The 24,208-nt window shown below is 39.5% G+C and carries 22 protein-coding genes and 1 pseudogene; 15 read left to right on the top strand and 8 right to left on the bottom strand.

Features of this window, described 5'->3' with window-relative positions; genetic code table 11:
- Positions 1-58: 58 nt before the first annotated feature.
- The 3 genes from INP51_RS12775 to INP51_RS12765 all read right to left on the bottom strand — a co-directional run bounded on the left by INP51_RS12775 (position 59) and on the right by INP51_RS12765 (position 3,184).
- The gene (locus tag INP51_RS12775) at positions 59-313 is read right to left on the bottom strand and encodes a helix-turn-helix domain-containing protein (protein WP_193735220.1); all 255 of its coding nucleotides are present in this window, start codon (positions 311-313) and stop codon (positions 59-61) included.
- A 326-nt stretch (positions 314-639) separates the two neighbouring features.
- Complete coding sequence (locus INP51_RS12770) at positions 640-1,425, bottom strand: response regulator transcription factor (RefSeq protein WP_193735219.1); 786 nt, start codon at positions 1,423-1,425, stop codon at positions 640-642.
- Positions 1,426-1,429: 4 nt separating this feature from the next.
- Positions 1,430-3,184, bottom strand: a complete 1,755-nt coding sequence (locus INP51_RS12765) for a cache domain-containing sensor histidine kinase (RefSeq protein WP_230406799.1) — start codon at positions 3,182-3,184, stop codon at positions 1,430-1,432.
- Between the two features lie 337 nt (positions 3,185-3,521).
- Here INP51_RS12765 and INP51_RS12760 point away from each other — a divergent pair, with 337 nt between their 5' ends.
- From INP51_RS12760 to INP51_RS12740, 5 genes are all read left to right on the top strand, one after another.
- Positions 3,522-4,856, top strand: a complete 1,335-nt coding sequence (locus INP51_RS12760; RefSeq protein ID WP_230406798.1) for an ABC transporter substrate-binding protein — start codon at positions 3,522-3,524, stop codon at positions 4,854-4,856.
- A 103-nt stretch (positions 4,857-4,959) separates the two neighbouring features.
- A complete protein-coding gene (locus INP51_RS12755) occupies positions 4,960-5,838 on the top strand; it encodes a carbohydrate ABC transporter permease (RefSeq protein WP_193735217.1) in 879 nt (292 codons plus the stop codon).
- Positions 5,838-6,665 (top strand): carbohydrate ABC transporter permease, encoded by an 828-nt coding sequence (locus INP51_RS12750; RefSeq protein ID WP_193735192.1) that lies wholly within the window; start codon positions 5,838-5,840, stop codon positions 6,663-6,665. The genes INP51_RS12755 and INP51_RS12750 overlap by 1 nt, the downstream gene beginning before the upstream one ends.
- Before the next feature lie 58 nt (positions 6,666-6,723).
- Positions 6,724-8,976: an alpha-xylosidase gene (yicI, locus tag INP51_RS12745; RefSeq protein WP_193735216.1), complete on the top strand. Its 2,253-nt coding sequence runs from the start codon at positions 6,724-6,726 to the stop codon at positions 8,974-8,976.
- Positions 8,977-9,349: 373 nt separating this feature from the next.
- Positions 9,350-9,733: a PfkB family carbohydrate kinase gene (locus INP51_RS12740; protein WP_193735215.1), complete on the top strand. Its 384-nt coding sequence runs from the start codon at positions 9,350-9,352 to the stop codon at positions 9,731-9,733.
- 98 nt (positions 9,734-9,831) lie between these two features.
- Here the strand turns inward: INP51_RS12740 and INP51_RS12735 are convergent, their stop codons facing one another.
- Together INP51_RS12735 and INP51_RS12730 are read right to left on the bottom strand one after the other, a co-directional pair.
- Entirely contained in the window at positions 9,832-10,626 is a 795-nt protein-coding gene (locus tag INP51_RS12735) for an FCD domain-containing protein (protein WP_193735214.1), read from the bottom strand.
- A gap of 223 nt (positions 10,627-10,849) precedes the next feature.
- Positions 10,850-11,746 (bottom strand): NAD-dependent epimerase/dehydratase family protein, encoded by an 897-nt coding sequence (locus tag INP51_RS12730; RefSeq protein WP_193735213.1) that lies wholly within the window; start codon positions 11,744-11,746, stop codon positions 10,850-10,852.
- Positions 11,747-11,964: 218 nt separating this feature from the next.
- On the opposite strand from INP51_RS12730, the gene INP51_RS12725 reads away from it, so the two are divergent.
- The 7 genes from INP51_RS12725 (at position 11,965) to allB (ending at position 20,103) form a co-directional block, all read left to right on the top strand.
- Positions 11,965-13,128 carry a sialidase family protein gene (locus tag INP51_RS12725; RefSeq protein ID WP_193735212.1) on the top strand — a complete coding sequence of 388 codons (1,164 nt, stop codon included), beginning with the start codon at positions 11,965-11,967 and terminating at the stop codon, positions 13,126-13,128.
- A gap of 187 nt (positions 13,129-13,315) precedes the next feature.
- Complete coding sequence (locus INP51_RS12720) at positions 13,316-14,383, top strand: BMP family ABC transporter substrate-binding protein (protein WP_193735211.1); 1,068 nt, start codon at positions 13,316-13,318, stop codon at positions 14,381-14,383.
- Positions 14,384-14,407: 24 nt separating this feature from the next.
- Positions 14,408-15,946, top strand: a complete 1,539-nt coding sequence (locus tag INP51_RS12715) for an ABC transporter ATP-binding protein (RefSeq protein ID WP_207736879.1) — start codon at positions 14,408-14,410, stop codon at positions 15,944-15,946.
- Positions 15,943-17,022 (top strand): ABC transporter permease, encoded by a 1,080-nt coding sequence (locus tag INP51_RS12710; RefSeq protein ID WP_193735210.1) that lies wholly within the window; start codon positions 15,943-15,945, stop codon positions 17,020-17,022. Before INP51_RS12715 ends, INP51_RS12710 begins: the two co-directional genes overlap by 4 nt.
- Positions 17,019-17,942: an ABC transporter permease gene (locus tag INP51_RS12705; protein ID WP_193735209.1), complete on the top strand. Its 924-nt coding sequence runs from the start codon at positions 17,019-17,021 to the stop codon at positions 17,940-17,942. The genes INP51_RS12710 and INP51_RS12705 overlap by 4 nt, the downstream gene beginning before the upstream one ends.
- Positions 17,943-17,950: 8 nt before the next feature.
- Positions 17,951-18,691, top strand: coding sequence for an SDR family NAD(P)-dependent oxidoreductase (locus INP51_RS12700; RefSeq protein ID WP_193735208.1), 741 nt, complete (start codon positions 17,951-17,953; stop codon positions 18,689-18,691).
- Positions 18,692-18,726: 35 nt separating this feature from the next.
- Positions 18,727-20,103 (top strand): allantoinase AllB, encoded by a 1,377-nt coding sequence (allB, locus tag INP51_RS12695; RefSeq protein ID WP_193735207.1) that lies wholly within the window; start codon positions 18,727-18,729, stop codon positions 20,101-20,103.
- Positions 20,104-20,274: 171 nt separating this feature from the next.
- Here allB and INP51_RS12690 read toward each other — a convergent pair whose 3' ends face one another.
- Positions 20,275-20,595, bottom strand: a complete 321-nt coding sequence (locus INP51_RS12690; RefSeq protein WP_193735206.1) for a DUF6618 family protein — start codon at positions 20,593-20,595, stop codon at positions 20,275-20,277.
- A gap of 421 nt (positions 20,596-21,016) precedes the next feature.
- Here INP51_RS12690 and INP51_RS12685 point away from each other — a divergent pair, with 421 nt between their 5' ends.
- The 3 genes and pseudogenes from INP51_RS12685 to INP51_RS12675 all read left to right on the top strand — a co-directional run bounded on the left by INP51_RS12685 (position 21,017) and on the right by INP51_RS12675 (position 22,677).
- The gene (locus tag INP51_RS12685) at positions 21,017-21,625 is read left to right on the top strand and encodes an IS110 family transposase (protein WP_329602303.1); all 609 of its coding nucleotides are present in this window, start codon (positions 21,017-21,019) and stop codon (positions 21,623-21,625) included.
- Positions 21,553-21,915, top strand: a pseudogene (locus tag INP51_RS12680) (lysine--tRNA ligase); the annotation flags it as partial. The gene INP51_RS12685 and the pseudogene INP51_RS12680, both read left to right, overlap by 73 nt.
- A 252-nt stretch (positions 21,916-22,167) precedes the next feature.
- Positions 22,168-22,677, top strand: coding sequence for a helix-turn-helix domain-containing protein (locus INP51_RS12675; protein ID WP_193735205.1), 510 nt, complete (start codon positions 22,168-22,170; stop codon positions 22,675-22,677).
- A 168-nt stretch (positions 22,678-22,845) separates the two neighbouring features.
- Here INP51_RS12675 and INP51_RS12670 read toward each other — a convergent pair whose 3' ends face one another.
- Together INP51_RS12670 and INP51_RS12665 are read right to left on the bottom strand one after the other, a co-directional pair.
- Positions 22,846-23,655, bottom strand: a complete 810-nt coding sequence (locus tag INP51_RS12670) for a hypothetical protein (RefSeq protein ID WP_193735204.1) — start codon at positions 23,653-23,655, stop codon at positions 22,846-22,848.
- 86 nt (positions 23,656-23,741) lie between these two features.
- The gene (locus tag INP51_RS12665; RefSeq protein WP_193735203.1) at positions 23,742-24,152 is read right to left on the bottom strand and encodes a relaxase family protein; all 411 of its coding nucleotides are present in this window, start codon (positions 24,150-24,152) and stop codon (positions 23,742-23,744) included.
- Between the last annotated feature and the right edge of the window lie 56 nt (positions 24,153-24,208).

Genomic DNA, 24,208 nt, shown 5'->3' with positions numbered 1-24,208 from the left:
ACACGACGTCATCTTTTGAAGCACTTACATATAGATTCAAATATTGATTGCGAATAGATTATTCATCATAATCCAGCAGCTCTTCATAGCTTACATCTAGGGCTTTTGCAATTGCCTTCAATTCGATATCAGTAACAAATCTCTGACCGCTTTCGATTTGCTGAATTGCATTTTTATCGATATCCAGGCCGTTTATCTGCAACATAGATGATAAATAGTTTTGTGAGGTTTTCTTAGGAAGATTCTTTCTTATTTCTCTAATTTTCTTCCCACATATATTTCGTTTACCATCTTTAGATAGATTCTTAAACATAATATCCTCCAAATTGACATTTACTAGTTGTCATTTCGAATATTATATGTTAGACTCAAACAAGAAATGACATCTACTGGATGTATATGATTAGTCATTAGATACATAGAAAATCCACCCCCTAAACTTTGACGAGTTGGGTGGATCTTCTACTTAACTAGGCTAAATCGCCTTGGATGGTTATTTCTTTATCTATACAATATCATGGACTTGCGAAATTGTAAAGGTTTAACAGTAAAATGATAGTGTAAATTGTAAGTGCTTCTTACAGGCATTTCAAAAAACGGAGTTCCATTATACTTAGTTGAGGATAAGGAAAAGAAGCCCTAAGTGTCAATTGAAGTAGGATTGCCTTTTACTTTGAAATTACTGCGGAATTCACTGGGCCGCATTCCAGTATAACTTTTGAAGGCACGGCTGAAGTAGAAGGCATCCTTATAGCCGACAAGTTCCCCGATTTTCTGTATTTCAAGTTCCGGATTTCCCAGGAGCAGATGTTTTGCCTCGTTCATCCTTAATCTGGTCAGATACTTGGATGGAGTTTCTCCTGTGTATTTCTTGAAGTTTTTGGTAAGATATTCAGGAGTAAAACCAAAACGGTCACTCAGGACTTGAAAGGAAATATCATTGCAATAGTTTTCCTGCAGATACTTCTCCATCAGTTTGCAGATAGATTCCTGGTCTAGGCTGCTGCTGTCTGTGGAGTAGGCTTCCAGATCTTCAGATTCTTTCTGCACTGTAATCAGCAGCTTATGTAATGACTCAGAAAGGGTCTCCAGTTTAATGGGTTTCAGCAAATAGTCTTTTACGCCATATCGAATTGCAGACTGTGCATAAGAGAAATCATCGAACCCACTGATAATGATTATTTTGACATCCGGATGATTTCTCTGGAGATATGCAGCTACCTCCAGACCGTCACACTGAGGCATCCGGATGTCGGTGATGACAAGTTCCGGGCAGAACTTATCGGCCAGAAGTATGGCATCCATGCCATTGGATGCTTCTCCCGCCAAATGAAGGGGAAGATCCAAAGAGGCAATCTTTTTTATCAGGTTCCGCCGGATCAGACTCTCGTCTTCCGCGACAAGGTAATTATAGCTTTGGTTCATTTGATTATCCTCCTGTCATTCCTGTATCAGTATTCTGAGAAATTAAAAAGCTGTGCGGTGGTTCAGTCATAATCGGACCGCCAAAAATAAATATCGTCCTCTGCGGCAGGGTATTTTCAATCTTGAATATGGCTTTGTCTCCGTATAGAAGTTTTAGTCTGAGATAGACATTTTTAAGCCCCATTCCTCCAACCTGCATGGACTTTAGTTCTTTATTCATATCTAATTTTTTGTACAAGTCCATCAATTCCTGCTTTTTTTCATTACTTAGAGTCCCGCCATTATCCTGAACCCGAAGAATCCAGTTGTTACCTTCTCTGGAGGATGAGATTTGAAGCTTCCAGGGTGGTGCGATGTTGAACGCATATTTAAAGGAATTTTCCACGAAGGGCTGTATGATCAGCTTGGGAATATAATACTGTCTGGTTTTCTCTGCAATATCAAGGGTGTATTCCAGTTCAGAGGAATAGCGCATCTGCATACATTCCAGATAACAACGTGTGTAGAATATTTCTTCATCGAGCGTTACAAACATATCCCGCGAAGAGGAAATATATCGGAAATAGTCACAGAGCGATTCACACATGTGGATAATATCTGCATTCATAGACTCCTCCGCCATGACACTGATGTTAGTCAGACAATTATAGAGAAAGTGTGGATTGATCACAAACTGTGTTGCCTGCAGCTTGGCCCTGGTCTCCTCGGAGCGAGATAAAAGCGCTTCCTGAGAAGTGGAACGCAGCTTTTCATACATGTTCCGGATGGACTCACAAAGCTGTGAGATTTCCTTTATATTGCTGTCTGCACTGGTCAGATTGACCTTTTTTTCATCCAGTACCCGATCGATAGTAATTTTACCCGTAGCATTGGTCAGTTTCTGCAGTGGTGCTGTCAGACGCTCCGATATGTAAAAACAGATGAACAGGGTGAGAAGAATGGACAGGGAACCAATCAGCCCAAAAAATAAACGGAAATTGTTCAGAGAGTCATAGACAGACGCTCTTGGTTTTGTGAGTACTACGGTCCAGTCATAATCCGGAATTTCCTGATATGTGGACAATAGCTGCTGTCCATCATCAGTGGCGACAATCCGGCTCGCTTTTTCATGCGCATGTTTATCTGCGATCAGTGTATAAAAATTTACTGTTGGAGCCTGACTCTGATACGGATAGACCAGTTCGTGCCGGGAGTTGTAGATATATACACTAGTGCCGGGATTTTGACTTTCTAGCCGGGAGGTAAGTGAAAAAATTTTCCCGCAATCCTGAATAACTTCCACAATTCCCTCCGGCTGGCTGTTGGAGTCCAGAAACAGGCGAACGATAGAAATAAACTTCTGAGCATGCTGATTGTCTCCTTGTGCCGGGAGATCCATATGCACAGTGGGATTGCTGATATATTTATGTCCGTTAAGTTTCATAACTGGTGTATACCAGGGCTGCTTGGCAAGATTTACAGCATCGGTGAGTTCAAAATACCCGGATTCCACATAGGAGCCATCCAGTGTATAAAGATTGATTGCCGATGCGTTCTGGTAGGCACCAATCATTGAGGTAATAATGTCATGTATTTCCCGAGCTTTCTTCTGAGAAGCGACCAGATCCGATGGAGAAGTATCGCTGTTCTGGTACAGATCTGAAAATTCCCTGAAATTGGTTCTGATTGCTTTAGAACATACCAGGTTCATGGAGATCGAAGAAAGATTATCTAACTGTGTTTCGACAGAATTTCCGACAGAGGAACATACATTTTCCAAATCCCGTGAGTTTTCCTCCAATGTGTTCTTCTGATAGTGTCTATAGGTAAAGATGAAGAATATACCGAGTAAAATCAAAATAAAAGTTCCGTAAATTACAAAAAGGTACATTTTTTGAGAATAATATTTCGATTTTTTTATAGTTCATGCACCTCCTTTCGTGGAACTATTATACCATTTTGTTAAAAAAATGCAATTATGTGTGTTCAGAAAAGTGCAGTTCTGTGTTCTGAATTGTCTATTTTGTGTGTATAAGTGACGTGATATAATAAATTTATAGTTATTTTATCGATAAAATACAGGTGAAAATTACAAGCCAATCAATAAAAGGAGCAAAATGATGGTGAAAAAGAATTTGAAAAAAATTCTCGGCCTGTCGCTGGCGGCGGCAATGACAGCTGGCTTACTTGCCGGATGCGGATCGGGATCAGGAAAAGACAGTGGGAAAGGTGAAAGTGGGAAAAAGAATGTAACCCTCACTTTCGGAAGTCACCAGAGTGGACTTCCCAATTCAGGAGTTGTGCAGGAACTGGCAAAGGAGTTTGAAAAGGAGACGGGTATCAAGATTGATTTCCAGATCTCCCCAGATGCACAGTGGAGAGACTTAGTGAAAGTGAAACTGGATTCGGGTGAAGCCCCTGATATTATCTGTGCGGATACTCCTGTCGGCCTAGCTTCCAGTCTACATGTAGATCAGTATTGTGTAGATCTCACCGATCAGGATTGGACAGGTCGTTTGGAGGAGAGTGCACGTTCTGCTGTTTCTGTGGATGACAAAGTGTATGGTATTACATTTCCCGGGGCCAAGATGTACTTTTACCTCTATAACAAAGACATTTTCAGTAAGTTAAATCTGGAAGTTCCGACGACATACGAAGAGTTTAAAGATGTATGCCAGAAAATTCAGAATTCCGGCACGACTCCGATTTTTGAAGCTACTACGAATGGATGGCATCAGGTTCTGCCTCTATTTGAGACTGGCGGTCTGTGGCTGGAGCAGGATCCGGATATATATGAAAAACTCAATAAGAATGAAACGGATTTAGATCAGATTCCATCGTTGCTGACAATTCTAGATGAACTGGATGAGTGTGCGAAAGCCGGGTATTTTGGTGATGATTATCTGAGCAATGCATGGGAAAATGCCAAGGAAGCCATGGCTACGGAGAGTTGCGCAATGACAATAGGGGAACTTGGATTCCGCGGTGAGATAGAGTCGGATTATCCTGATTTCAAGGCGACAGAAAAACTGGAAGCGTTTGTAATGCCCTGGGGAGATAATCAGACCGTCGGTGTAAATCCTGCAAGCAATGCCTACTTTATCAATAAAGACAGCAAACATGTTGAGGAAGCAAAGCAATTCTTTGAGTTTCTTGCAAAACCGGAGAATCTGCAGAAACGTCTGGATGGACAACCTGAAATAAGTGCATTATGCTGGCCGGAAATCAAGAGCAAATATTCAGAAGAGGATCAGGCATTTCTGGATTCACTGAAAAAGGAAAATGTGGTTCAGACGTCTGTCAACTATATAGACAGTCAGTGGATGGATGTCGGTAAAGATCTGGAATCCATGTATACCGGGGCCATGAAGCCGAAAGACGTTCTGGATACAATTATGAATAGGCGTACGGAGCAGGCTGAGCTTCAAAAAGATCCGGCATGGACAAAATAACAGTCTGATGAACAGGAAGGTGCCTCGTCTAAAGAAGTATTTTATGGGGCACCTTTTTTGCGATTCGCACTGACGAATCGCCATATAATCTGGAGGTGAGAAAATGAATAAAAAGAAATTATATCCCTGGTACTTTGCCAGTGGTGCAGCACTTCTGTTTTTTTTGCTGTGCTTCCTTCCGGGAATTCTTGGTATCGCCTATTCCTTCACCGACTGGAATAATTTTACTGACGAAATACATTTCGTGGGTCTTAAGAATTACAAGGCGATTTTTACTGGTAATTCAGAATATCTAAAATATATAGGCAACACGGTTCTCTTTACGGTGGTCACGACTGCGATGAAGACAGTCCTTGGTCTTGCACTCGCATTGCTGCTGACGCAGAAATTTATTAAAGGTAAGAATCTACATCGCATGATTATCTTTTCCCCACAGGTAATGTCATATTTGGTGGTGGGCCTGGTATTTAAGAGTATGCTTCATCCGACCACAGGGTTTTTAAATGATTTTCTTCGTAAAATCGGTCTTGGCGCGCTGGCAAAAAACTGGCTTACGGACCTACATCTGGTTTTTCCTACCGTTATGACAGTAGATACCTGGAAAGGTATGGGGTACATTATGGTGGTAGTCATTGCGGGGCTGATGTCCATATCACCGGAATATTACGAGGCCGCCAGTATTGACGGTGCCAGCTTCTTTCAGAAACTGCGCTGCATTACTCTGCCGCTTTTAAAACCTGTGCTTGTCAATGTGACTGTATTAAATGTGACCTATGGGCTTCGTGTATTTGATATGATTTATTCGCTGACCAATGGCGGACCCGGAAATGCCACCGGTGTAATTAACACTGCTGTGTATAAAGAGTTTTCCAAAGGAGATCTGGCCATGGGAACCACACTTTCGAGTGTATTGTTCTTCATTGTGCTAGCCCTCTTGTATTTTATTATCAAGTCAATGGAAAATAAGGAGGTGGAAGTCTGATGGGAAAAACAGGTAAGATTGTTGGACATCTAATCGGTAATATTGTATCGGTTTTTATCAGCCTTGTGGTGATTATACCGCTTGTAGTTTTATTCCTGAACTCGTTTAAGACCTCTGCTGAAGCAAACAGGATGACTCTTTCTCTGCCGACAAAGTGGGTGTTTGAAAATTATGCGACCGTCATAGAACAGGGGAAGCTGGTGTCCGCATTTCTCAATGGTTTTTTATATTCCACTTGTAGTGTAGTCATCATCGTTGTTGTTGTAGGTGCTGCTGCGTTCGTGATTTCGAGAAACAATAAAGGTGTTAACCGTTTTCTTTATTATTTCATCATTTCAGGTATTGCGATGCCGATTAACAATGTTGCACTTATGAAGGTTATGCAGTCATTCCATATCGTGAATACAAGAATTGGAATTATACTGCTTTATGCCGCCATTAATATTCCGCTGAGCTTGTTCCTGGCTTACGGGTTTGTAGAGACGATTCCGAGAGAAATTGATGAAGCGGCTGTAATTGACGGGTGCAAGCCGTGGCAGCTTTTTGTCAAAGTAATTGCTCCGTTGCTAAAGCCCATTGTGTCAACACTGTTTGTTCTGGATTTTATGGCGGTGTGGAACGATTTCACCATGCCTTTGTATTATCTGAACAATTCAAAAAAATGGCCGATGACACTGGCAGTCTATAACTTCTTTGGCGCATTCGAAAACTCCTGGAACCTGGTTGCTGCAGACATTATACTGACGCTCGCACCGGTCCTTCTGGTATTTGTACTGGGACAGAAATACATTGTCGGAGGGGTATCGGCCGGCTCTGTTAAGGGATGAGCGCGTCCGGAAAATCTACTGACCACATGATTAACTTAGATTGAGAGAGGGAAAGGCAATGAAATTTACAGATGGATATTGGTGTGTGAAGAAAGAGATTACACCGCTTTATGCAGTAGAGTATTGTGACAGCCGGATAAACGGCGATGAACTGATCGTATATGCACCGGGAAAGCATATTTCCGACAGAGGAGACTGCCTGAATCTGGGCATGATTACCATCCGGCTGACAAGTCCCATGGAGGATGTGATCAAGGTATCTGTGTCCCACTTTGAAGGAACCGCCTACAAGGGTCCTTTTGCACAGGTGAACCATACCGCTCCACATGTGACAATCGAAGAAACAGAAGATAGTATTATCTATAAGAGTGGAAGTACCAAGGCAATCATAGATAAGCGGCCTGATTCCTGGGGCATACGCTTTATGGATAAAGAGAGAGAACTTACAAACACGGGATTTCGCAATATAGCGCATATGACAAATAATAAGACCAATCGATGCTATATGGTGGATCAGCTTTCGCTGGATGTTGACGAATACGTCTATGGTTTGGGAGAGCGATTTACACCATTTATCAAGAATGGACAGGTTGTGGAGATGTGGAATGAGGACGGCGGCACAGCCAGTGAGATTGCCTACAAGAATGTTCCATTCTATATCACCAATAAAGGATATGGTGTGCTGCTGGACAATGAGGGTGATGCATCCTATGAGATAGCAAGTGAGAAAGTAGAGCGGGTGCAGTTCTCCATCGAGGGTGAACGACTGGACTATTATGTTATCAATGGGCATACACCGAAAGGAACCATTGCCAGATATACAAAACTGACCGGAAGACCTGCACTGCCCCCGGCCTGGTCTTTTGGTCTCTGGTTGACAACATCTTTTACAACAAACTATGACGAGGGCACAACCAGCAGCTTTATTCAGGGAATGGCGGATCGTGACATTCCGTTACATGTGTTTCATTTTGACTGCTATTGGATGGAGGCGTATGAATGGTGCAACTTCACATGGGATCCTGCGACATTTCCAGACCCGGAAGGGATGCTGAAACGTTATCATGACCGGGGGCTGAGGATCTGTGTGTGGATCAATCCGTATATTGGACAAAAATCACCGCTGTTTCAGGAAGGGTCAAAGCTGGGATATTTAGTTAAAAAATCGAATGGTGATGTATGGCAGACCGATATGTGGCAGGCTGGAATGGGACTTGTGGATTTCACAAATCCAAAAGCCAGTGCATGGTACCAGGATAAACTGAAAAAGCTTCTGGATATGGGAGTAGACTGTTTTAAGACGGATTTCGGTGAGCGAATTCCGGTAAAAGACATTGCCTACTATGATGGCTCTGACCCTGTGAAAATGCATAATTATTATACACAGTTATATAATCAGGCTGTATTCGAGCTGTTAGAACGTGAGCGTGGCGAAGGCGAGGCTGTATTGTTTGCCCGTTCCGCAACCGTGGGAGGACAGAAGTTTCCTGCTCACTGGGGCGGTGACTGTTCGGCAACATATCCATCTATGGCAGAGACCATCCGCAGCGGATTATCCCTGGCCTGTGCGGGATTTGGGTTCTGGAGCCATGATATCAGCGGATTTGAGAAGACAGCTCCTGCAGATATCTACAAGAGATGGTGTCAGTTTGGCCTTTTAAGTTCCCACAGCCGGCTTCATGGCTCATCTTCTTACCGGGTGCCATGGCTTTTTGACGAGGAGGCCTGCGATGTCCTGCGAAAGTTTGTAAAACTGAAATGCGCGCTGATGCCTTATCTTTACCGGCAGGCGGTGAAGACTCACGAGGAGGGGATACCGATGATGCGCCCCATGTTTGTAGAATTTCCGGAAGACAGGGCCTGTGAAACACCAGACAAGCAGTATATGTTCGGAGATTCTCTTCTGGTGGCACCAGTATTTAAGGAGTCCGGGGAGGTGGAATATTATCTTCCGGAGGGCAGGTGGGTGAACCTGCTGACTGGGGATGTGGTCATAGGAGGAAAGTGGAAAAAAGAGATACATGATTACTTCTCATTGCCGCTGTTGGTACGTCCAAACTCGATTTTGGCTGTGGGAAGCTGCGATACAAAGCCGGATTATGATTATTGTGATGGTGTGAAGTTCTGCCTCTCTGTCTTTAGTGAGGGTGCTTCCGCCAGTACTGAGGTTACGGATCTAAATGGCAAAGTAATTATGACTGCACATGCAAAAAGAAAAGGTGAAACAATTTTTCTTCATGTGGAAGGCGGTAATGGAAACTGGAGTTATGAAGTACTGGGAGATCAGGAGATTTCTGTAGAAATGGAATAAAATTATCTGATCCTTAAAAAGAACATACATAAAAGTTTGTAATGATAAGAACCGTACTGGAGAATTACATCGGGTTTTATTGATCAATGGTGACAGAAAGTTTTTAAAAGGCAATGGGGGTGGAGTATCGAAAACGAATCCTCCGGAATTGAATAATATTGACTTGCAGTATATACAAGAATTTGATTTGCTTCATACCAGCATTCATAGCTACATAGAGGATCAATTACCTTTGATGCATAAAGTATCAAAATTTTTGTCAATGGATTTTTCTGATTGTTATGATACTGCATATTTAAAGAAATGCTGTCTCTATGCTGACTGTGCCGAGATATCTTGTGGAAACATGGAAAAGTAGGAAGTTTATGAAGTTATGGAAACTATCTTTGATTTTGGATGCAGACAAATAGTTCTTGCAACCAGGGGATCCAAAGGGGCATGCCTTATGATTGGCGGAAAAATTTATGAACAAAGTCCGTATTTAATAAATGCGAAAGACACTATGGGAGCGGGGGATTCATTTATTGCTTGCTTTTTGTTCAATTACTTGGAAGAAATGAAAATGGCCGTGGATTTTAAAGAAAGTCATGTCCCGGGAATTCTTTTAATTGCTGAATATCAGGATTTGCTGATGAAAATCTGCCTATACTGTGCAGCAGTATTTTCCGCTGAGCAATGCTTGAGAGAAGGTTCATTCGGATTTGGAAAACCAATAGAATTGACTGAGGAAGATATGGAAATCTTGAAAGAATATTGAATGAGATATATGCAGCTTAGATTGCCATAAAACCGATGGATTAAATGCCTGACAAATTAACCATCGGTTTTATATGCTAAATATGTGTGACGCTTGATTTATGAAACATGGTCTTCATTAGACATTAACTCTATTTGTTCGCGAACAGCTGATAAAAGTGCATCCATGTGATGAGTCATTAATGAAGTGGCCTTTTTTTCATTTCTTTCAACAATGGCAGTGGCAATATCGTCATGTTCCACAACGTAAATATCTCCTCTATCTCTGGTAATTAGCTGATTCATATTATTTTCAATAGATTCTTCCTCAAACACAAGCATATCAAGGATCGCCTTAATAAAGCGATTATGACTGATTTCGGCTAAGGTTAGGTGGAAATTTAATGCTGACTCAGTGGGGTCCTGCTTTTCGGCCACACAACGATAATGGTTAATAACAGACTGCTTTAACCTAGAAAGATCTTCTTCTGTGGCCTGATTGACAGCAAGTGATACACCTGTAACCTCAATAGCCTTACGCGCCTGTATTAAATCAATTAGATCCGAATAATTATCAATTTTTAATGCTTTAGAGGTTTTATTGTGTATTTGTGCTCGCGCAACATTATTGGAAATATCAGATAACCAGTGCTTTCCGTGTTCAGTTAAAATACGTCCTTGATTACTTTGCTGAATTGTTAAACTCTGTGAATCTAATTCTTTTAGATATCTGCCTACAGTCGCTGTACCGTAATCGAGCCCCTGCCTTGTTAACTTTTCTTTTAAGGTCCAAGCACCGATTGGAGAAATGTTGTCATTAATAATACGTGCTATCATAAATTTAACAGCATCATTTTCAGTGCGAAAAAGTCCTGTCTGCATTAAGCGCTTTTGAGTGTTATCAATATCTGTCATAAACTATATATCCTTTTCCATATTAAACCAAATTTTAAGTCTGATGGTTCTTTAAATTTGGCTATTCCAGTGTAATACTATTGTTTGGCTTACAGAGAGCGAGTATTAGAGTAAGAAATCCCACAGCTGAAGCTTTGCTTCTCATGCTGCAGGACTCCTACAATTATGAGTATACTTGATTTTGTGTTTGTTTACAAGTTTAATTGCAATCTGTCAATTAAATTTATTTTTCGTGTGATTTAATCCAATCATTATACAATGAGATGCCCTTTTCAAGAGGCACCCTAGGTCTCCAATTAAAATCATTTAATGAACGTTCCATATTCATAGCTCCAAGATTATCATATCCCAACGTTCCATTCCCAATTTTAAATGGTACATCTGGATAAAGGTTATTTATACATTTTACAACTCTTGAATAGGGAACGTTTTCACCACCACCTATATTATATTCTGTATGTGGCAATTTTTCTGCAGTCGCTATTGTAGCGATTGCATCAACACAATCATCTATATAGATGTAGTCCATAATTTGATCCATTCCGTGTTCCCAATTAACTTCTCCTTTATTTATACAATCGCTGAGAAGCATATGAATTGGACATTCGAATTTACGCCCTGGACCGTATACAAATCCTATACGTAATGAGGCGCTATCCAGACCGTAGTTTCTAACTAATTCTTCGCAAGCTACCTTAGATGCACCATATGGACTTTCTCCGTGAAGCGGTACATCTTCTGCAACAGAATTAAGACTAACGTTACCATAAACAGCTCCAGAACTAATGTAAATAAAACGGCAAATACCGTAATTTCTTGCAGCCTCTAAGGCTGTAAGTGTGCCTAGAACATTAATCCTATAGATCTTATAAGGGTTTTCCAAATAAAGTTTGGGGTGTGAAACAGCTGCATTATGTATAATACGATCTATCTTATTTGTATGTAATATTTGATTAAGAGTTCCATACTCAGTTACATCACCCTGAATATATGTTACCCCTGGAATCTTTTCTTTTGCTTCATGGCCGCTGAAACTGATTACGCTTTCTCCTGACCCAGCCATATTCTTTACCAGATGAGAACCTATCAAACCATTCCCTCCGATTATTAATGTTGTCATTAAGAAATCCTCCTTTTAATAACTAAAATCCATAAGCTCATCAAATATGATTCGTGTATAGAAACATGATACTTTTAAAAGCCGAGAATGTCAAGAGAAATTATAAATTAATACTAAAAAACATAAAGTAAACAAAATATATTGAAAGAAATGACCAACTATGCTATACTCTAATGACTCATCAATGATGAACAATATCAAACAATAGGAGGTTAAAGATGAACTTATCTAACTCAGCACTTACACCAGCCAATGTACTGGTAAATCCTGTAGATAATCGATTTAGAGATGTTAACAGGAGATGGCAGGGTGTCCCATCGATCGAAGTAACAGCTAAAGGTCGTATTTTTGTTGATTTCTTTTCAGGGGATGGAGCAGAAATCGGAGGTAACTTTTTAGTACTTTGCGTCAGCGATGACAAAGGACATACTTTTAAATCGTGTGTCACGGTTGTTGAACATCCAGATCCGGAATGTCGCATCTATGATCCATGCTTATGGCTGTCTCCTAAAGGAGAACTTTGGATGATTTATAATCAGGTGCATGGATTTAATGACTGTAGAAGTGGAGTATGGGCTGTTATATGTAAGCACCCAGACACCGATACACTGGTTTGGACGACACCACGAAGAATTGCAAATGGGATAATGATTAATAAACCAACAATAATTTCAACAGGAGATTGGTTATTCCCTTGTGCAATCTGGCGCGATGAATGTGGAGCTTTTCCAACAGAAAGACATGGATTGGAAAAAGAACAGTTTTCTAATATCTATGCTTCCTCAGATCAAGGAAAAACTTTTAGACTGCGTGGATCTGCGGATATACCAAACCGCAGCTTTGATGAGCATATGGTTGTAGAAAAAGAAGATAAATCACTTTGGATGTTAGTACGTACTTTTGATGGAATTGGTGAAAGCTTTTCTTATGATGAAGGCTATACTTGGACAGAAGGAAAAAAATCACACATAGATGGCCCTTGCTCAAGATTCCATATACGTCGGTTAAAGTCTGGAAGGTTACTTATGGTAAACCATTTGAACTTTGATGAAAAAATTGACCTAAGTAACATTATGCAACAGGGAAATGTTAAAGCATGGAAAGGAAGAAGTCATTTGACAGCAATGTTAAGTGAGGATGACGGTAAAACGTGGCCCCATACGCTGTTATTGGATGAAAGAAATGAAGCTGCTTATCCAGACGCCAAAGAATGTGAAGATGGGTATATTTATATAACGTATGATTGGGAAAGAGTACGTCAAAGAGAGATTTTATTAGCAAAAATTACAGAGGAAGATATTATTTGCGGAAAAATTAAGTCCCGTGATGGGATGATTAAACATATTGTAAATAAGGCTAAAGGCCAACCGGATGTAAGCTGACATTTTGAAATGCTCTTGATTAACAATGATGAATGAAAAAGAAAAATAGAAAATAGATTTGCAAAGCAAATAATAAAAAGATACTGGTATATGGTAAAAAGGCACAAAAAAAAGGACAATATTTATTTAAAAATGCCATATCGACAGATTCAAGAGAATACGTTATAATGTATGCGACTCATCAAAGATGAGCAATAAAAAATACAATATGGAGGGTTTTACAATGAAGAAGATGTTGGCTGTATTAGTAGCAAGTATTATGACTATATCGATGACTGCTTGCGGAAAAACTGTGCCTGAAGGATCAGGAACAAAAGAAGAATCAAAATCTAAAGTTTCTACCAGCTCAAATAGTACCGGAAGGAAAGCAGCTATGGTTACGGCTCAGCCTCTGGGGGATAAAGGGGTTACAGATAATACATATGAAGGATTCAAAAAAGGATGCGAAGAGTTTGGTTATGATCCAACCGTGATTGAAGTGAAAGAGGGAGAATATGAAGAGACACTTCGCTCACTTGCACAAGAAAAATACGACATAATTATGCCCTGTTGGGGAGCATTAGAGGATGCCTGTTCAAAAGTCTCTGCAGATTTCCCTGATAGTAAATTTATTCTAGTTTATTCAAAAATAGATTTGCCAAATGTTAAATCATTAATGAGTAAACAAGAAGAGGGATCATATTTGGCAGGAGTTGATGCGGCAAAAACAACAAAAACAAATCATATCGCCTTTATGGGTGGATCTGATAATCCAACTATTAATCAGTTTAGAGCTGGATTTGAGGCTGGAGCTCGATCAATTAATCCAGATATTAATATAGACGCAACATGGGTGGGCAGCTTTACAGATCCAGCAAAAGCAAAAGATTTGGCTCTGATGTTGTATGATCAAGGAGCTGACATCATTTATGTTGCCGCGGCAGCTTCTTCTACAGGAGTCTTTGATGCAGCAAAGGAAACAGGTGGGCAGGTTGTTGGCTGTGATGTTGATCAAAATGATCTTGTTCCGGGACAGGTAATCGGATCTATGGTTATAGATTATGGTAGTTGGGTATATCAATGCTTTCAAGAAGAGAATGATACAGGATTAAAATTTGGTCCGTATACCTATGGTTTAGATAATAATGGATTAGATTTTGTTTTGCCAAAAGATTCAACCTATAAGACAGATGATGAGGTTGTAAACCTGTTAAAAGACACAAAAAAGGATATTATTGATGGAAAAATAAATGTGTCTGAAGTACCTGAAGAATAAGGCTCAATAGGAGGTTCAAATAGTGTGAAAAATGCAGTGGATATGCATGATATAACTGTTCGTTTTGGACAAGTTGTGGCAAATAGTGCAGTAGAATTTCATGCCGGGTGGAGTGAAATACATGGCCTTGTAGGCGAAAATGGTGCTGGGAAAACAACGTTAATGAGAGTGCTATATGGCATGTACACAGAATATGATGGAGAGTTATGTATTAATGGAGAAAAGCATTCTTTTTCATCTCCTAAAGATGCAATAGCGCAGGGAATTGGTATGGTTCACCAACATTTTAGCTTAGTTCCCAGTATGACAGTCGCGGAGAACGTTGTTATAGGAAAGCCTCCGTCAAAAAGAGGATTGATTAATTTAGATGAGAGTATTGAGATTGTCAAAAAGCTGAGCAAGGAATACGGATTGAATATTAATCCCAAGGATAAAATCAGCGACCTCACGGTCGGACTTCAACAACGTGTGGAGATTTTGAAGGCTCTGTATTTAGGAGCGGAGATACTTATTATGGATGAACCCACGGCTGTTTTGACGCCTCAAGAGATAAAACAGTTGATGAAGACATTAATAGATTTGAAAAACAAGGGTAAGTGTATAATTTTAATTACTCATAAACTGGCCGAAGTAAAAATGGTTACTGATAAAATAACAGTATTAAGAAACGGGACCATTATTGGAAATGTTGATACAAAGGATACGGACGAGAAGAGAATTACTAATATGATGGTTGGTCGAGAAGTTGTCTTAGATGTAGAGAAAGAAAGTTATAATCCGGGAAAGGTTGTCTTGGATGTACATAATATCTCATGTCTTGATAAAATCGGATTGCCTGCGGTAAAAAACATTTCGTTACAGGTACATGAAGGAGAAGTTGTAGGCATTGCAGGAGTACAAGGAAATGGACAGCATGAACTGGCAGATGCTATATCCGGATTGATACCTCTGTTAACAGGTGAGATAGTTTTGAATGGGAAAAAGATAACAGGGAAAAACCCATCTTTAGTTTGTCGAAAAAATGGAATGGGGCATATACATGATGATCGTGTCGGTGTTGCAACTGCAAGTGATATGTCTATAAGGGATAATTTTCTGGCTACTATATATAGAACATCTAAGGTAAAACAGGGGCTAATTTTAAAATATTCTAAAGCAGACGATTATGTAAAAAAGAATATTAAAAAATATAAAGTGAAGATAGGAAAAATCACAGATAGTATCAGCTCTCTCTCAGGTGGAAATATGCAGAAACTGATTATTGCCAGAGAAATGTTTTTGAAGCCTTCCTTATTGATTGCAAGCCAGCCCACACGTGGAGTCGACGTTGGTGCACAGGAATTTATCTATCAGCAAATCATTAAACACCGCGATTCAAAGAATGCTGTACTACTGATTTCTAATGAATTATCAGAAATACTTGCATTGAGTGATCGAATACTTATTATTTATAAGGGGGAAATTATAGGAGAGCTTAATCGAAATGAGGCAAATGAGGAAAAAATAGGATTGTTAATGGCAGGTATTAAAGAAGACGACTGTAATAAGGAGGCAATACAATGAATTTTGAATTTAAGCAGAGAAAGATTAAACCTTCGACGATTTTTATAGCTGTTTTCCTTGGACTTTTGCTAGGATCTTTGTTTATTCTGTTAGGTGGATTCGATGTTGTTAATGTATATTCCTTTCTGATTAAGGGATCTTTAGGGGGCCTACCGGCTCTGACATCTACAATACGTTGGAGCACAATTTATCTGATTTGTGGTATAGCTTCAGGTATTGCCTTTAAGGGTGGCGTATTTAATATGGGAACGGAAGGTCAGCTATACATGGGGGCAATGGCAGCAACGTTGGTTGGAATTTATGTGAAGAGTCTGCCTGTGTTTATTCATATTCCCCTATGTATGCTGGTTGGGATGTTAGCTGGTATGACTTGGGCATTACTGCCTGCAATATTAAAAGTATATTGGAACACAAATGAGATTGTTGTAACGTTGATGATGAACTATATTGCAATTCATTTTACGAGTTTTTTAGTAAAAGAGTTCTTTTTGACTAAAGGAGATTTTGGTGATTCTTTGACGACAGACGAATTACTTCCTACGGCACAATTTCCCAGATTTCGAAACAGTCCAATTTCTTTTGGTTTTATTCTTGGCATTACGTTGATCGTATTATTTATAATATTTTTTGATAAGACAACGAAAGGCTTTGAAATAAAGGTGTCAGGTTTTAATCCGGAATTTGCAAAATACAGTGGTATTAGTGTTAATCATGTGAGACTATCCGTAATGTTGTTAAGTGGAGCTATTGCTGGACTTGCCGGAGCCTCTGAAATTATGGGAGTTCAGGGACGATTCTTGTCTGAGTTTTCACCTGACTTTGGTACAGATGGCATGCTGGTAGCTTTACTCGGTAATAGCAATGGCATTGGTATATTGATTTCATCCCTGTTTATGGGAATGCTGAAAGCAGGATCACTGACTCTGGAAAGAAGTGCTGGAATATCCAGAGCATTGGCGGTAATTATACAAGCGTTAATTATTTGTTTTATATCAATAAAATCATTTAACATTTTTAATGTTCCGATAAAATTGCCAAGAAAAAATTCTATAGAGGAAAGGAGAAAAAAGATATGATTTCAGCAAGTATCATTTCGCCGACTTTACGGGTAAGCACTCCAATATTACTATGCGCTTTAGGTGGAGTATATAGCGAACGTTCAGGCACAGGAAACATTACTTATGAGGGAAGTATGTTAATGGCAACATTTACAGGAGTTGTAGGAAGCTATTTTACCGGAAGCTCGATTATTGGAGTTTTATGTGCGTTACTCGGAGGTGTATTCACTAACATATTTTATGGAGTTTTAAGATTGCAGATGGGCGGAGATAACGTTGTTTGTGGTTTTGCGATCAATTCTTTTGCCCTTGGAGCAACTACATATTTATTACGTACATTATTTAAGACCAGTGGAACATTATCAGATCCCAAGATTCAGGGGCTGCATAAAATATCAGTGCCCATATTAAAAGATATTCCCGTAATAAAATATTTTTTTACAGACCAGACATTATTGGTTTACATTGCGTTTATCATGGTTTTTGTTACTCAATTGATTTTAAAACGCACGAAATTTGGAATGAATATACGTGCATGTGGTGAAAATCCGATGGCGGCAACTGCAGTGGGCATAAATGTAACGAAGAACAGATGGATTAGCATTACAATCACGGGTATACTTTGTGGACTAGGTGGTGCTCAGATGTCTCTTGGCAATCTGACACAATTTTCCGAAGATATGGTAGGCGGAAGAGGATTTATTGCATTAGCAGCCGTCATGTTATCAAATGCCACTCCAATAGGGGTTATGTTTACAGCGGTACTGTTTGGATTTGCTGAAGCATTGGCAAATGTTTTGCAGCTTACCTCGATCTCCTCTTATTTGGTTTTAATGATTCCATATATTACAGTTATCTTAATCTTGATTTTGCAGCCGGATCGAATCAAAGAAATTAAAACAAAGCTTAAAATCCACAAAAATATAGCGGAGGCCTAGGAATAATTATGTTTTGCTTAAAGAATAAAAAAATTCTTGTTTTAGGTGCTTCAGGAGGAATTGGATATGCACTGGTAAATATGCTCAAATCCATGGGAACAGTCGTTATAGCATCTGATGTACAAGATGAATTTAAGGATAAAGATGTTTGGTATATGAAATGTGATGTTTCGGATCCTGTCTCTATAGAAGAAATGTTTATAAAAATCAAACATGATATAGGAAGTCTAGATGGTTTTGTATATAGTACTGGTATTGGATCATCAAATGACTTTAAGAATACAACTTTAGAACATTTCGATAAAGTGATTTCTGTGAATTTGCGAGGAGCTTTTTATTCAAGTAAAGAAGCGGAAAAATTGATGAAATCAGGAGGAAGTATTGTATTTGTGTCTTCACAAAAAGGTCTATGTGGGTCTACCGGTAGTCTGGCATATAATGTGTCAAAAGGCGGTCTGATTATCATGGCACGTAGTATGGCGTTAGAACTGGGAAAAGACGGAATTCGTGTAAACTGCATTTGTCCCGGACCTACGGAAACACCAATGTTAGAAAAAGATATAGATAATCAAGTAAATAAGGAAAATGCTAGAATGAAAATCACAAAATCTAATCCTTTAAATCGAATCGCTCAGCCAGACATGATTGCTTCGGGAATTGTCTATGCTTTGAGCGATGAAGCACAATTTATGACAGGCACAGAGCTTGTAATTGATGGTGGTGACATTTCAGGAGTAAGAAACATGTAGAAAGCAATAGTTATAATTTTTAGGAGGTTAGCAATATGAGCAAAAAGATATTTTATGGAGGAATGATAGTTCTTCCAGATCAGGTTAAAAATGGAAGTTTAGTTGTAGAAGATGATAAAATTATTGGAATATTACAGCCTGGTATTCACTTGAATTCGGAATACCAGGAAATTAACGTAGAAGGAAAAATATTAATGCCAGGTGTAATTGATTCCCATGTACATATGTGGGATCCTTCTCCGCAAAACTATAGAGAAGACTGGAAATGTGGATCTCAGTGTGCTGCTTCGGGTGGGATTACCACAATTGTTGATATGCCACTTAGCGTTCCACCGGTAACTGATGAAAAAGGATTTAAAATAAAGTATGATGTGGCGAAAAAAGATTCTTGTGTTGATTTTGCGTTTTGGGGTGGACTTACACCAGGGTGCGTAGATAACCTGGAGAAGTTGAACGCATTAGGCTGTGTGGCCTATAAAGGGTTTATGAGTTTTGCGAATCCAGACTATCCACAAATTACAGATGGATATCTAGTACAGGGAATGAAAAATGCCAGTAAATTTGATGGACTTATTGGTGTTCATGCTGAAAATGCAGAAGTGGCGGACTTTGGTAGTAAAAGCATGGCGAAACAGAAAAATATTCCAAATAGGATGCACGATGAAGCGAGACCCTGGTGGGTTGAACTGGAAGCTATAGAGAGAGCAACTCTTTTTGCTAAGGCAACGGGATCAAGATTATATATATGCCATATGACAATAGCCGAGGGAGCTCAGTATCTTAAAGAAGCAAAAGCTAAGGGAATTAAAGTTAATGTTGAGACATGCCCGCATTATTTATTGTTTGATAAGAATATTATGGATGAAAAAGGGTCATATGCAAAATGTAATCCACCGCTTCGGAGTCGAGAGAATGTCGATAAATTATGGAACTATGTTTTCGATGGAACCATTGATACTCTAGGATCTGATCATGGGCCATATTCTGATGAAGAAAAAGTAAAAGAAGGGAATTTCTTTTTGGAATATAGTGGTTTTGGCGGTTTCGATGCAATGCTTTCTGGTATGTTGACGGAAGGAGTCCATAAACGGGATTTGCCATTAACAACGCTCTCGGCAATCACGGCCGGAAACACAGCCAAAATTATGGGCTTGGCACCAAAAAAGGGAAGTTTAATGCCTGGGGTAGATGCTGATATTTTAGTTGTAGATTTAAATGAACAATGGATTTTTGATGGTACAAAGAGTCTGTCGAAGACGAAAACAGTAAATAATATTTATCATCATCAGCACATGAAAGGAAGAGTAAAACAGACTTGGGTAAGAGGGCAGCTGGTATATGATAATGGAAAAATTCTAAAAGAAGGGGGGTATGGAACCTATATACCTAAGCAGAATAAGATTATAAAATAAAAGTTCTTATCTTGATCCGTTTTCGCGTGAAATAGGAACAGATATAGCATTCCTTTTGTTAATGATCTTGGCTCCTGTCACAAAGCTGCTTCTATATTCTGTCACAAACCTGCTCATGTTTATGTCAAGAGCAGGTTTTTTTGATTGTAGCAGGCAGCGCCTGCCACAATTTCATAGTTTAATATACTTGTCCAATGTGACGAGTGCATCCGCAACGCTATGTGCGTCCACCTTTCCCATTTTCCCATACTGTGTCAGCTGTTCATAATTCCAGAACCTGTCTTTCAGCTTTGATAGTTCAATTCCAACATTCCAGTTGGGAATACACAGAAAATTTTCATCTTTATGCTTTCCAATCATCAGTCGAAACGTACTTCCTCTGGATGTTACCCCGCATTCATAAAAACCTTTGTCATAGATGTAATTAATGCTTCCTTCCCAGGTGCTCGGATCCATCCGTTTATTCTGACTGTCAACTCGATAACGGATCATACGCCTTCACCTCGTATAATAAGTTTGTAAGCATCAATAATCCGCTTACAGACTTATTTCTTTTTAGTATAGTGGTAAGAACATCTAAGAGGGACTCCCCTCATTCTATTACCATCTATACAGCCTTCAGTTACATTTTTTATAAGGTCAATCCTGTGGTATGATATCAGCAGAGTCTGATGTCCGAAGGCACTGCTTTTTCACCTTTCAGCCGGCTTAGTCCGTGACTGCTTCCGGAGCATCCAGTCTGGCACATATGGCACATTCCGCTAACACAGAAGTTGCATCCCCAGCCGTAGCACCAGCAAAAAAGGCTGACTGGGTGAATGCTCATTACGCGAGGTTTCGGTCACCATATGCAGCAGAGGATCAACCTTCACCTAAGACTTCATAAATCCAGATCGGAAAGGAGCGTGATAACATGATTAAGATCAACTATATGTCCACTTTGTTTGTTGGTATTGATGTAAGTTCAAAATCCAACGTTGTTTATGCCATGGATTTCGATGAAAACAAGCTGCTGTCACCCTCATTTCGTAACAATCAGCCGGGGGCTGATGAACTTGCCGGGATGATCCAGGACTGTATGAAAGATCATCCCAATCTCAATATGATTGTTGCTGCTCTGGAATCTACTTCCGTTTACAGCATACATATCGCCAATTATCTGTCTACCTGTGAGTCACTTATGCCTTATAAGGCCTATGTTTTCTGCCTAAACCCGAAAGCAACGGCCAATTATCGCAAGTCTTACGTGGCAATGGACAAGACCGATCCCATGGATGCCTATTTGATCGCTGATTTCGCAAGAGTCGGCCGCATTAAAAAATGTGAGGCATGGCGCGGCAGCCAGTTCCTTGCACTAAAACGATTGACCAGACACCGGCTTCATCTGGCTGAATGCATTACAAGAGAGAAGGCCTATCTTGAGAAGAAGATTCAGAATGGCGGAAAGAAGTCAAAATCGAGCCACTCTTTGAAGAAATGGTTGATTTTGACACATTCTCCAAGTCAGATTTCCGTGCAGTAAAGGTCAAAGAATGTGAAGCAGTAAAGAAGAGCAAAAAGCTTTTAAAGTTCGTACTGGATGACGGAACAGGCATGGATCGGGTGATTTTAAGCGGTATTCATGAGTATTACGAGCCAGAAGAACTGGTAGGAAAGACTTGTATTGCAATCACAAACCTGCCGCCGAGACCGATGATGGGCATTGATTCCTGCGGTATGCTGATTAGTGCTGTTCATGAGGCTGACGGTCACGAAGGACTGAATCTTCTGATGGTGGATGACCGGATTCCGGCGGGTTCGAAGTTGTATTAAAATGTACTGCATTTTTTAAAAAGAGTGTAGAGGTGGAAAATCGCATATTTCGGAGTGTAGGCGATACAATAAGATTTATAAGGGCGGTGTCTGAATATGTGGACATCGTCCTTTTTGCTTTACAACAAACTTTTTACCTTCTTCAACAGCAAATCACGGCTAAAGCCCTGAATGTTAATTTGCGTTGCTTGCAGCAACGAGTAGTTCCACATAAAATAAGGGTAACGATTGATAGGAAGGAGATTATCCATAATGCTAAACGAAAATATGAAAGCTATCAGAAAATCAAAAGGACTTTCACAAGAAGAACTCGCTATTAAATTGAATGTGGTACGGCAAACAATCTCTAAATGGGAGCAAGGATTGTCGGTACCCGATTCTGATATGCTGATTTCCATTTCGGAAGTGCTGGAAACACCCGTAAGCACCTTGCTTGGAGAAACAATTGCTGAGTCGAAGATTGATGATTTAAAAGTAATTTCCGAAAAGCTTGAGATTATAAACTTACAGCTCGCACAAAGGAAAGAAACAAGACGAAGAACACTTCACGGTTTTTGCATCGCCTTGTGTACGATTATAGTAATTGTTTTTGCGGTCTTAACTGTATTGAAAAGTCCATATTTAGGTTGGGATTATAGTGTCCCTGAAACCGCAGTTGTCGGAGTTGGCTTTCACGCATTAGAGTGGCTGTTTGTCAGAATCGCACCAGTTATCCTGATTGGAGCCGTTATTGGACTTATCTGGACACGAAAGAAAAAATAGTATATTTCTGTCTTTGACACTTATTAAGTATTGAACCAAATCACGCACACTAGTGCGTGATTTGGTTCAAGAAAATAAAGAGTAAAGGAGCATTTTGCTTTTAATAAAAAGCCTATACCTGATTTGTCAATGGATCAGGCATAGGGAAAGATAAAGAGTGTTAATATGTTACTCGATAAACAAGTATTTGGGTCTTACAATACGGTAAATTTCTGTTGTGGAAACAGTTTTTTTCGGAGTCTCAGAAGAATTGTTTTTTTTCTTTTTGCTATCCTCTGACCATTTTGCACTGTAATCCTGATAGGTGGCATCTATCGACCCCAATATATCTGTAATATTGTATAAACTGTTCTTTTCTTCATAATACAGAATTGTGGAGAGAACAGAATTAACATAGCGATATAGACGAAAACTGATATATTCCAATGATTCGTCAATGTCTTTCGCAGAGTGAATTAACTGGTTGCGAAGACGATAAATATAGTTTAGGTCATGCTTAATGCTGTCAAAATATTCTTGTATTGCCTTATTTGCCTTTGCAGGCTCAGTCAAAAGCATAATTAGTTCACGACACTCTCGTTCCAATACAATATGGAAAGAAAGTTCAGATAAAATATCATTATACTTTTCATCACTGCACAGATATGAAATCATCTTTGGAGTGGAATAGTCCTTTTTGTCTTGGCAATCCGTTACAAATGATTGTAAAGTAGGATATTTTTCAGAATATCCTTTCTTTTCTATGCAGTAAGTAAGGCGTGCCCAGAAGATATTCATTTTATTTTTCAAGTAAAACAATCCAAAAACTTCAGGAACCACAACCCTTGCTTTTTCTATAATAGTGAAGCGTGGAAATGGATGCAAAATATATTCAAGGGAAGACCAAAAGTTAAGAAAACGATTCTGGACAGTGAAGGATTTGGCAGAATTTAGTGTATAAAGTACACGTTCTAAGGTTCTGGTATTTTCATTTCCCATACCATTTCTTAGCTGCAGGAAACGTTCCATTTGTTTCTTATAGTTTATGTCGATATAATTCAGCATTTTCGCATTATTGATGCTGTTCAGACTGATTCTGTGATAATAGGATTTTTCTTGCCAGAAGTACCATAAGTCATCACGAATGCAGTTTTTAGTTCCCTGCCACATATCAAACAGTTCAATTTGTTGACTAAATCACGTATTTTGAAAATAAAATATTTTCTACTGTCTATCAGTTTCTTTTCGTCCATGTTTTTATTCTTTTTAAATTCCTTTCCCCCGATTACACGTTCTCTGCCAACTGGAAGAAAAGTGATGTATTTTCCACCCGTTTCGTCCAGAGCATCATTGCCTATTTCGTAGCCTTTTGCTCGCATGATGGCAAGAAATTCTGTATAGGTGGAAGTGATCTTGATGATTTGGTTAATGTCCTTACGAAGCTGTGTTTTCCAACTGTTCGCAGTCTTATTTGCCTGCCATTCTTTGTATTTCATTTTCCGATTGGATTCTCCGGTATGACGGATAGACTATGCTCCTGACACAGTTTATC

This window comes from Blautia liquoris (assembly GCF_015159595.1).
Classification (GTDB): Bacteria; Bacillota; Clostridia; order Lachnospirales; family Lachnospiraceae; genus Novisyntrophococcus; species Novisyntrophococcus liquoris.
The sequence above is the reverse complement of the archived record's forward strand: the minus strand, read 5'-3'. Positions and strand labels throughout refer to the sequence as shown.